We start from the raw sequence: 9,978 nt of genomic DNA on the forward strand, positions 1-9,978 counted from the left end.
GCCCTCACCCCCCGCCCTCGGCGCCGGCGGCGGCCGGGACGCGGCAGGCCTCGCCGCCGCCCAGGACGCGGACGGCCATGTGGCCGAGGGAGACGTGCAGGTCCTCGGTGAGGCCGTAGTCCGCCTGGCCGAGGACGACGTGCCGGTCGGCGAGCGCCGCGACGTCGCCCGGGGCGCCGAGCGCGGCCAGCACCGTCATGCCCAGCTCGCGGCCGGTCGCGGCGGCCCGCACCAGGTTGGGCGAGCGGCCGCTGACGCTCAGCAGCAGCAGGACGTCGCCGGGGCGGGCCCAGGACGGGAGCTGCCGGGAGAAGATCTCGTCGTAGGAGTAGTCGTTGGCGATCGCGGTGACCCGGGCGATGTTCTCGGTCAGGGCCACGGCCTGCCGCTCCGGGCCGAACGGCTGGGAGGCCGCGGCCAGGTCGGCGGCGATGTGGAGCGCGGCGGTGCTGCTGCCGCCGTTGCCCGCGACCAGCACCCGGCGGCCCTCGCGCAGCGCGTCCACGAGGCAGTCCAGGACGTCGGCCACCGCCGCCACCTCGATCTGCGCGAGCGCCAGCGTGAGGTCGTCGACGTACTGCTTGACCGCCGCAGCGGCCCCCGCGGGAGCGGACGGCGCCCGGCCGTCCGCGCCGGTACCGATCTTCATGGGAGCGCTCCCATCGGCATGTGAAACCCCCGTCACCACATCTCGGACACCGAAGAATCGGGATCTTGTCAGGGGATGTGGCGGGCCGTCAACCTCCTTGACTCCTACGGTTTTCAGACATCCTCGACCACGCGCACGCTGCGTAGCACGCCGCCGCGGCGGCGCCCGCGCACCCGTGCCCCGCACCTTCCGCCGACGGGACGGCGGCCCCGCGCAGAGAGCCGCTTCGGCGGCGCCGAGCAGGGCTTCGCCGTACGCCGCGGTGGTCCGCCCGGGGGCCGGGGCGCCTCGGCGCACCGGGCGGTGGCGGCGAGCGGCCGCCCCGTGGCGCCCGCGTCGTACGCAGCCATCGCGACACCGGTAGCAGGGATTCCGGACAGGTGCCGAACGGCCGCTCCGACCGCCGCGCGGCGGGCCGCCGCGGGGGCCCGGCCAGGAGCGACCCGCGTCACAGGGTTGGGCGCCGTGCAGCGGGTACGCGTACCGGGTGCCGCCGGGCGGCGGCATCGCGGAGCGACGCGGAGGTGACGACGGGAGTGGGCATGGAGGACGCGCTGCGACCGGTTGTGGTGGTGGGTACGGCGGCGGCGGTGACGGTCGCCGTGGGCTACGCCGTCGACAGGGCGCTGCGCGCGGCCGACGCCCGGCACCCCGAGACGCCGCTGTGGCACCTGCTGCGCCGCTGCCGGCTGCCGCTCCAGGTGCTCATCTGCGCGGCGATCCTGCGGGGCGGCTACCGCGCCGCGCACGTGGTGCGCGGGCGGCACCTCACGGCCACCGGCGAGGTGCTCACCCTGACGCTGATCGCCGCCACGGCGTGGCTCACCGTCCGGGGCGTGACCGCCGTCACCGACTCTGCGTACGCGCGCTACGCGGCCGTCTCCCGGGACGTGGCGAAGATCAGCCGGCTGCGCACCCAGTCGACGCTCATCCAGCGGGTGTTCACCGCGGCGGTGGGCGTGATCGCGGCGGCCTCGATGCTGTTCACCTTCCCGGCGATGCGCACGCTGGGGGCCTCGATGCTGGCCTCCGCCGGGATCATCGGCATCGTCGCGGGTGTCGCCGCCCAGTCCACGCTGGGCAACCTCTTCGCGGGGCTGCAGATCGCCTTCGGCGACATGGTGCGGATCGGCGACAACGTCGTGGTGGACGGCGAGTGGGGGACGGTCGAGGAGATCACCTTGACCTACCTCGTCGTCCGGACCTGGGACGAGCGGCGCATCACGATGCCGGTGTCCTACTTCACGGGCCGGCCGTTCGAGAACTGGACGCGCGGCGACCCGCGCATGACCGGGACGGTCCTGCTGCACGTCGACCACGCGACGCCGGTCGACGCCATGCGCAAACGGCTGCACGAGATCCTGGAGCAGGCCCCCGAGTGGGACCACCGGGCGTGGAACCTCGTGGTGATCGACACCACCCCGACGACCCTCCAGCTGCGGGCGCTGCTCACCGCGAAGGACGCGGGCGACCTCTTCGACCTGCGCTGCGTGGTGCGCGAGGGGCTGGTCGCCTGGCTGCGCGACGAGCACCCGTACGCGCTGCCGCGGGTCAGCACCGCGGAGGCGCCGGGCGCGCCGATGACGGGCTGACGGGCGGTCACGCGCCGGGAGGTCTTTTCGGGGCCGGTCCTTCCGGGGACGGCGGGAACGGGGCGGCAGTACGCGGATCCGGGCCGGATTGGTCTAGTCCTTGTGTCGTCCCGCCTCTTGACGCGCCCCCGCGGCCGCCGCTACCCCTTGTCGCAGCCGCCGCGGCGTGGCGCACGGGTACGGGCACGGCCGCGGCCGTATCCCCCCACCGCCCCTGGAGGCACCCGTCATGCCCCTCCCCCCACGCCGCTCCGCCCGCGCCGCCCTGGCCGCGACCGCGGCCGCCCTCGCCACCGCGGCGGCGGCGCTCGCCCTCACGCCCGGCGCCGCGTCCGCGGACGACACCTCCGACCTGCTGGCCAACGGCGGCTTCGAGAGCGGCACCGCCGCCGGGTGGACGTGCTCGGGGCAGTCGGCCGTCACCGCGAGCGCCCCGCACTCGGGGACGTACGCGCTGCTGTCCACCCCGACCGGCTCCGACACCGCGGCCTGCTCGCAGACGGTCGCGGTCCGGCCCGGCGGGCAGTACGCGCTGAGCGTGTGGGTCAAGGGCCCGTACGCGCAGCTCGCCGTGTCCGGCGCCGGGGTCTCCCGCTCCACCTGGACCGCCGCCGCGGACTGGGCGCCGCTCTCGCTGGACGTCACCGCGGCCGCCTCGACCACCTCGCTCACCGTCACCGTCAGCGGCTGGTACGCCTCGGGCGCGGTCTCCGCCGACGACGCCGTGCTCAGCGGCCCGGCCGCCGGGGGCACCACCGCGCCCACGACCACCCCGCCGACGACCGCGACCGCGACCGCCACGGCCACCGCCACCGCGACCCCCACCGGCGCGCCCACCACCGCACCCCCGGCCGGGCAGCTCGTGCAGGTGACGGACAGCAAGTCGCTCAAGGCCGCGCTCACCGCGGCCCGGCCCGGCCAGACCATCTCCCTCGCGGACGGCACCTACACCGGCAACTTCAAGATCACCGCCGCCGGCACCGCGGCCGCGCCCATCGTCCTGACCGGCTCACGCAACGCCGTCCTGACCACCTCCGGCGGCGGCGGCAACGTCGTCCAGCTCACCTCCTCGCCGTACTGGACGATCCGCGGCATCACCCTGACCCATGCCCAGAAGGGCATCATGATCGACTCCTCCGACCACGTCACCGTGGACGGTGTACAGGTGTACGGCACCACGATGGAGGGCGTGCACTTCCGCACCTCCAGCAGCTACGGCGTGGTGCAGAACTCCTTCATCCACGACACCGGCACCTCGGGCAACGGCATGGGCGAGGGCGTCTACGTCGGGACCGCCAACACCCTGACCGACACCAGCGACCACGTGCGGATCAGCGACAACGTCATCGGCCCGAACATCGGCGGCGAGAACGTCGACATCAAGGAGGGCACCACCGGCGGCGTGATCTCCGGCAACACCTTCGACGGCAGCGGCCTGACCGGCGCCAACTACGACGACTCGTGGGTGGACGTCAAGGGCAACGGCTACACCGTCACCGGCAACCGCGGCAGCCGCACCACCAACGACGGCTTCCAGACGCACAGCCAGTTCGACGGCTGGGGCTGCGGCACCGTCTTCCGCGGCAACACCTCGGACCTGACCGGCGCGACCGGCCCGGACCGCTGGGCCATCCACGTCACGAACTACGACGCGGCCGCCTGCCCCGTCACCGTCGCCGCGGACAACACCGTGACCGGCGGCAACGGACTGGTCAACCCCGGCATCCCGATCGGCTGACCGGCGGGAGCGGCAGCTGCCCCCGCGCGCCTGCGGGGGCAGGTGCCGCAGATGTCGTCCGGGTCGACGACGTAGTAGAGGCAGCACCCGGCCCGGGTCCGGGTCAGCCCCTCCCCGTCCGGCAGCCTGCGGAAGTCCGCACCGCCGGGGAAGGGCGCCCGCGGGCCGGGGAGCACCAGGGTGGCGAGCGCGGCGCCGTGCTCCTCGTCCCCCAGGGCCGCGCCGAGATCCCACAGCCCCCCGATCAGGTCGTCGCCCGCCATCCCCCACAACGCCCGCTCCCCGCGCCGGAGATGGGGCCGCAGCGCGGCGAACAGCGGGGCGACGTGGTCGGCCACCGCACGGCGCAGCTCGGCGCGCAGCTCCCGCTCACCGTCCAGCACGGTCGCCTCGGGCCGTCCGGCGGCCGGATCGGCGGGCAGGCAGGCGAAGGGGGCGGGGACGACGTGCAGGGCGCCGCCGGGCCCCAACCGGACGTCCTCGGGCCGCAGCCGCGGCACCCGGCGCTGCAGATACCAGGGGCCGCTGATCAGCAGGCCGACCGACCAGAGGTAGCCGTGCAGCGCCCGGGAGGCCGCGACGTGCCCGGGCAGCCGCTTCCCGCACGCCGCCCCGATGCGGTCGGCCTCGTCGTCCAGCCATGCCCGCAGGGCGGCCGGATCGCGCGCCAGTCGGCCGCCGTCCACCCAGTCCGGCCCGTCCGCGGGGCCGGGCGCGCCGACCGTGAGGTCGAGTTCGCACGCCTCGGCGAGCTGCCGGTAGGCCTCGTCCAGGCTCATGCGTGCTCCCCCGTCACCGTCAAGTCAAGTGAGGCTAACCTAAGCGGGAGTGGCACGGCTCCGTCAACAGGGCGAGCGCGCGGCGGATCCGACCGCGCGACGGCGCCGCCTCCGCGGAGCGGCCGGGCTCCCGCAGCCGCACCACCCGCGAAGTTAAGATAGCCTGCCCTAAGTTTTCCGGGGCTGGAGTCCGGGAGCGCGGTCCGGATGCGGAGGGTGGCCGGTGGGAGCAGCGGAAGTGTCCGGGCGGGACGTCCTGGCGCGCTCGGTCAGGGGGCAGGCACGCGGCTGCGCGCTGGGCGCGGTCCTCGGCGCCGTGCACCAACTGGGGGAAGCCATGGTCCCGGTGCTCGTCGGGATCGTCGTCGACCAGGCGGTGGCCGGACGCGACGGCCGGCGGCTGGTGGTCTGGCTGGCCGTGCTCGCCGTGGTGTACGTGTGCCTGTCGTGGAGCTTCCGGCTGGGCGCGCGGGCCGGTGAGCGGGCGGCCGAGGAGAGCGCGCACACCCTCCGGCTGGCCGTGCTGCGCCGGGTGCTCGACGCCCGCGGCGGCGCCGAGGAGGGGCGGCTGCCCGGCGAGCTGGCCAATGTGGCCACCGAGGACGCCCGGCGCGTCGGCGCGGTCAACATGGCGCTGATGAGCGGCGCCTGGGCCGTCGCGGGCATCGCGGTGAGCGCGGTGGCCCTGCTGGTGATATCCGTGCCGCTGGGGCTGATCGTGCTGCTCGGCACCCCGGTGCTGCTGTGGCTGGGCCACCTGCTCGGCAAGCCCCTGGAGCGGCGCAGCGAGGCCGAGCAGGAGCGGGCCGCGCAGGCCGCGGGAGTGGCCGCCGACCTGGTGTCCGGGCTGCGGGTGCTGAAGGGACTGGGGGCCCAGCGGGCGGCCGTCGCGCGGTACCGCACGGCGAGCCGGACCTCGCTCACCGCCACCTTGCGGGCCGCCCGCGCGGAGGCCTGGCAGACCGGGCTGGTGCTCTCCCTGACCGGCGGCTTCATCGCGCTGATCGCGCTGGTCGGCGGGCGGCTGGCCCTCGACGGCTCGCTCAGCCTCGGGCAGCTGGTGTCGGCGGTGGGCCTCGCGCTCTTCCTGCTGGGGCCGCTGGAGACCTTCGCCTGGGTCAACGCGGAGCTGGCGCAGGGCCGTGCGTCGGCCGCGCGGATCGCCGCGGTGCTCGCCGCGGACCCCGCCGTCACCGGCGGCACGCAGGCCGTGCCGGAGCCGGTGCGCGGCGCGCTGCGGCTGCGCGGTGTGCGGCTCGGCCCGCTGGACGGCGTCGACCTCGACCTGCCGGCCGGGCTGCTGACCGGGGTCGCGGTGACCGACCCGGCGTGCGCCGAGGCGCTGCTGAGCTGCCTGGGCCGGGAACGCGACCCGGACGCGGGCGCCGTGGAGCTGGACGGTGTGCCGCTGACCCGGCTGGACCCGGCGGAGCTGCGGGGGGCGGTGCTGGTGGCCGCGCACGACGCGGCGCTGTTCGAGGGATCGCCGGCCGCCAACGTCGTACCGCCCACCGCGGCGCAGGACGGCGCGGACGCCGGGGAGGCCGGGGAGGCCGGGGACGGCGGGGTCGACGTGCTGACGGCGCGTGCCATGGCCGCCGCGCACGCCGACGAGGTCGCGCGGTCCCTGCCGCGGGGCGCCGGGGTCGGCGAGGGCGGCCGGCAGCTGTCCGGCGGCCAGCGCCAGCGCCTCCTGCTGGCGCGCGCCCTGCGGGCCGGGCCGCCCGTCCTGGTGGTGCACGATCCGACGACCGCCGTCGACGCGGTCACCGAGGCGCGTATCGCCGAGGGCCTGCGCGAGCTGCGGCAGGGGCGCACGACCCTCGTGGTGACCAACAGCCCCGCGCTGCTGGCCGTCACCGACCGGGTCGTCCTCCTCGACGGCGGCCGCGTCGGCGCCGAGGGCACCCACGCGGGCCTGGTCAGGACCGACGCGGCCTACCGGTCGGCGGTGCTCGCGTGACCGCGTACGACACCGCGAGCACGGCGGCCCCTGAGGACGAAGCCGCCTCCACCGCGGCCGCGGGCCGCACGCTGCTGCCCACGGCGTCCCCGGCCCGTACCCGCGCCGTGGTGCGCGCGCTGGTGCGCCCGCACCGGGGCCTGGCCGCCGCGGGGTTCGGCACGATGGTGCTCGCCACGTGTGTCGGGCTCCTCACCCAGCCGCTGCTCGGCCACATCGTGGACGTGGTCACCGAGAAGCGCTCCGCCGACGCCCTGACCGGCCCGGTGGTCGCGCTCGCCGCCGTCGCCGCCGTGCAGGGCCTCATGACCGCCGCGGGGCTGTCGCTGCTGTCCCGGCTCGGCGAGACCGTGCTCGCCCGGCTGCGCGAGGCCTTCGTGGAGCGCGCCCTGGCGCTGCCGCTGGAGCGGGTGGAGCGGGCGGGCTCGGGCGACCTGAGCGCGCGGGTGACGCGGGACGTCTCCCGGGTGGCCGAGGCGGTGCGCGGCGCGCTGCCCGAACTGACCCGGTCGGGGCTGTCGATCGTCCTGACGCTGGGCGCCCTGGCGCTGCTGGACTGGCGCTTCCTGCCCGCCGCGCTCGTCGCCGTCCCCGTGCAGGCGCACACCGCGCGCTGGTACGTCCGCAACGCCGTCCCGCTGTACGCGCGCGAGCGCGTCGCCACCGGTGAGCAGCAGCAGATGCTGCTGGACACCATCGGCGGCGCGCGCACCGTCCGCGCCTACCGGCTCCAGGACGGCCGCACCCGGCGGGTCGCCGAGAGCTCCCGCGCCGCGGTGGAGCTGACGATGCGCGGGGTGGGGCTGGTCCTGCGCTTCTACGCCCGGCTGCACATAGCCGAGTACGCGGGCCTGGCCTCCGTCCTGGTCACCGGCTTCCTGCTGGTGCGCTCCGGGGCCGCGTCGGTCGGCACCGCCACCGCCGCGGCCCTGTACTTCCTCGGCCTGTTCGGCCCGGTCAACACCGCGCTGGTGCTGCTCGACGACGCCCAGTCGGCCACCGCGGGGCTGGCCCGGCTGATCGGCGTGGTCGACGAGCCCGCGCCCCCCGCGGCCGGACCGGCCGCCACCGCGCAGGAGGCGTCCGTGACGCTGTCCGGCGTGTCCCACGCCTACCTCCCCGGGCACCCGGTCCTGCACGGCGTGGACCTGCACGTACGGCCCGGGGAGCGGGTCGCGCTGGTCGGCACGACCGGCGCGGGCAAGACGACGCTGGCCAAGCTCGTGGCCGGGCTGCACCGCCCGGTGGACGGCACGGTCGAGGTCGGCGGAGCCGCGCCCGAGGAGTCCGGGGGCACGGTCGGACTGGTCACCCAGGAGGTCCACGTCTTCGCCGGCCCGCTCGCCGACGACCTGCGGCTGGCCCGCCCGGGGGCGAGCGACGCCGAGCTGCGCGAGGCGCTGGCGGCGGTCGGGGCGCTCGGCTGGGCCGAGGCGCTGCCCGAAGGGCTGGAGACGGTCGTCGGCAACGGCGGACGCAGCCTGACGCCCGACCGCGCCCAGCAACTCGCCCTGGCCCGACTGCTGCTGGCCGACCCGCCCGTCGTCGTCCTCGACGAGGCCACCGCGGAGGCGGGCAGCTCGGGCGCCCGGCTGCTCGACGAGGCCGCGGAGCGCGCGCTGCGCGGCCGTACCGCACTGGTCGTCGCCCACCGGCTCAGCCAGGCCGCCGCCGCGGACCGCGTCGTCGTCCTGAGCGACGGCCGGATCGTGGAAGAGGGCACCCACGAGCAGCTCCTCGCCGCACGGGGCGCCTACGCCGCCCTGTGGGACGCCTGGTCGGGCAGCCGCACCGCGGACCCCGGCCACCGGACCTGACCCGCCCCCACTCCCCCGCACCCGCACCCGCCCACCGCACCCACAGAAAGATCACCCGATGTCCCGCACTCCCGGAGCCTCCCGCCGCCGCCTGTCGCGGCTGGCCGGCGCCCTCCTCTCGGTCCTCCTGCTCACCACGGCGGCCGCCTGCGGCTCCTCCGACGACGGCTCCGGCCCGTCCGCGGGCTCCGGCAAGGACGCGTCGGCGTCCTCCTCCGCGGCCCCCGAGGCGAAGGCCTTCCCCGTCACGATCGCCCACAAGTTCGGCAGCACGACGATCAAGTCCGCGCCGAAGCGGGTCGTGACGGTCGGCCTCACCGACCAGGACGCGGTGCTCGCGCTGGGCACCGTGCCCGTCGGCACCACGGAGTGGCTGGGCGGCTACAAGGGCGCGATCGGCCCGTGGGCGCAGGACAAGCTGGGCGGCGCGCCCGCGCCGACCGTCCTGAAGGACGACGGCACCGGCCCGCAGGTCGAGAAGATCGCGGCGCTGCGCCCCGACCTGATCCTCGCCGTCTACTCGGGCCTGACGAAGTCGCAGTACGACAACCTGTCGAAGTTCGCGCCGGTCGTGGCGCAGCCCAAGGAGTACAACGACTACGGCGTGCCGTGGGAGCAGCAGACCGAGGAGATCGGCAAGGCGCTCGGCAAGCCGGCCGAGGCCCAGCAGCTGGTGGACGGCGTGACGGCGAAGTTCGCCGCCGCCAAGCAGGCGCACCCGGAGTTCGCGAAGGCCACCGCGGTGATGGCGACGCCGTACGAGGGGACGTTCGTCTACGGCACCCAGGACCCGCGCTCGCGGCTGCTGTCGGACCTGGGCCTGTCGCTGCCGAAGGACCTCGACAAGGTGATCGGCGACCAGTTCGGCGCCAACATCAGCAAGGAGCGCATGGACCTGCTGGACCAGGGGGTCGCGGTGTGGATCGTGCCCGACCTCACCTCCGCGGTGACCAAGCTGCACGGTGACAAGATCTACGGGGATCTGAACGTGGTGAAGCAGGGCCGCGAGGTCTTCGTCAAGGAGAGCAGCGACTACGGCAACGCCGTGTCCCTGTCGACCGTGCTGAGCATCCCCTTCGTGCTGGACCGCCTGGTGCCGCAGCTCGCCGCGGCGGTGGACGGCGACCCGGCCACGAAGGTGGACGAGTCGGCGTCCTGACCGGTCGCCGGACGCACGGCGGAGGGGGCGGGCCCGCGGGCCCGCCCCCTCCGCCGTGTCCGGTGCGGCTCAGGCGTCCTCGGCCTCGACCAGGCTCCTGGGCCGCATGTCCTTCCAGTGGGCCTCGATGTGGTCCAGGCAGTCCTGCCGCCCGGCCGGTCCGTGGGCGACCGTCCAGCCGTCCGGTACGGCCGCGAAGTCGGGCCACAGGCTGTGCTGGCCCTCCGCGTTGACGAGTACGCGGTAGACGCCGTCGGGGTTCTCGAACGGGTTGCTCATGT

General features: G+C 75.8%; 8 protein-coding genes and 1 pseudogene. 6 read left to right on the forward strand and 3 right to left on the reverse strand.

The genetic code is table 11. The features are described 5' to 3' along the window. Positions 1-4 precede the first annotated feature (4 nt). Positions 5-649, reverse strand: coding sequence for an SIS domain-containing protein (locus ACH4SL_RS22260; RefSeq protein ID WP_398448155.1), 645 nt, complete (start codon positions 647-649; stop codon positions 5-7). Between the two features lie 542 nt (positions 650-1,191). Between ACH4SL_RS22260 and ACH4SL_RS22265 the strand changes: the two genes are divergently transcribed. From ACH4SL_RS22265 to ACH4SL_RS22275, 3 genes and pseudogenes are all read left to right on the forward strand, one after another. Then, positions 1,192-2,241, forward strand: a complete 1,050-nt coding sequence (locus ACH4SL_RS22265; RefSeq protein WP_398448749.1) for a mechanosensitive ion channel family protein — start codon at positions 1,192-1,194, stop codon at positions 2,239-2,241. Positions 2,242-2,470: 229 nt separating this feature from the next. Then, positions 2,471-2,794: pseudogene (locus ACH4SL_RS22270) on the forward strand (carbohydrate binding domain-containing protein); the annotation flags it as partial. A 171-nt stretch (positions 2,795-2,965) separates the two neighbouring features. After that, positions 2,966-3,979 (forward strand): right-handed parallel beta-helix repeat-containing protein, encoded by a 1,014-nt coding sequence (locus ACH4SL_RS22275; RefSeq protein ID WP_398448751.1) that lies wholly within the window; start codon positions 2,966-2,968, stop codon positions 3,977-3,979. Here ACH4SL_RS22275 and ACH4SL_RS22280 read toward each other — a convergent pair. Further along, positions 3,886-4,758 carry a (2Fe-2S)-binding protein gene (locus tag ACH4SL_RS22280; protein WP_398448157.1) on the reverse strand — a complete coding sequence of 291 codons (873 nt, stop codon included), beginning with the start codon at positions 4,756-4,758 and terminating at the stop codon, positions 3,886-3,888. The two genes, ACH4SL_RS22275 and ACH4SL_RS22280, sit on opposite strands and share 94 nt — an antisense overlap. 223 nt (positions 4,759-4,981) lie before the next feature. Between ACH4SL_RS22280 and ACH4SL_RS22285 the strand changes: the two genes are divergently transcribed. The 3 genes from ACH4SL_RS22285 (at position 4,982) to ACH4SL_RS22295 (ending at position 9,697) form a co-directional block, all read left to right on the forward strand. After that, a complete protein-coding gene (locus ACH4SL_RS22285) occupies positions 4,982-6,721 on the forward strand; it encodes an ABC transporter transmembrane domain-containing protein (protein WP_398448159.1) in 1,740 nt (579 codons plus the stop codon). Between the two features lie 71 nt (positions 6,722-6,792). Further along, entirely contained in the window at positions 6,793-8,538 is a 1,746-nt protein-coding gene (locus ACH4SL_RS22290; protein WP_398448753.1) for an ABC transporter ATP-binding protein, read from the forward strand. 58 nt (positions 8,539-8,596) lie between these two features. After that, a complete protein-coding gene (locus ACH4SL_RS22295; RefSeq protein WP_398448161.1) occupies positions 8,597-9,697 on the forward strand; it encodes an iron-siderophore ABC transporter substrate-binding protein in 1,101 nt (366 codons plus the stop codon). A gap of 69 nt (positions 9,698-9,766) precedes the next feature. Here the strand turns inward: ACH4SL_RS22295 and ACH4SL_RS22300 are convergent, their stop codons facing one another. After that, positions 9,767-9,976: an MbtH family protein gene (locus ACH4SL_RS22300; protein WP_398448163.1), complete on the reverse strand. Its 210-nt coding sequence runs from the start codon at positions 9,974-9,976 to the stop codon at positions 9,767-9,769. Positions 9,977-9,978: the final 2 nt, after the last annotated feature.

It is taken from the genome of Streptomyces sp. NPDC021020 (assembly GCF_044333285.1).
In the GTDB taxonomy this organism is placed as follows: Bacteria; Actinomycetota; Actinomycetes; order Streptomycetales; family Streptomycetaceae; genus Actinacidiphila.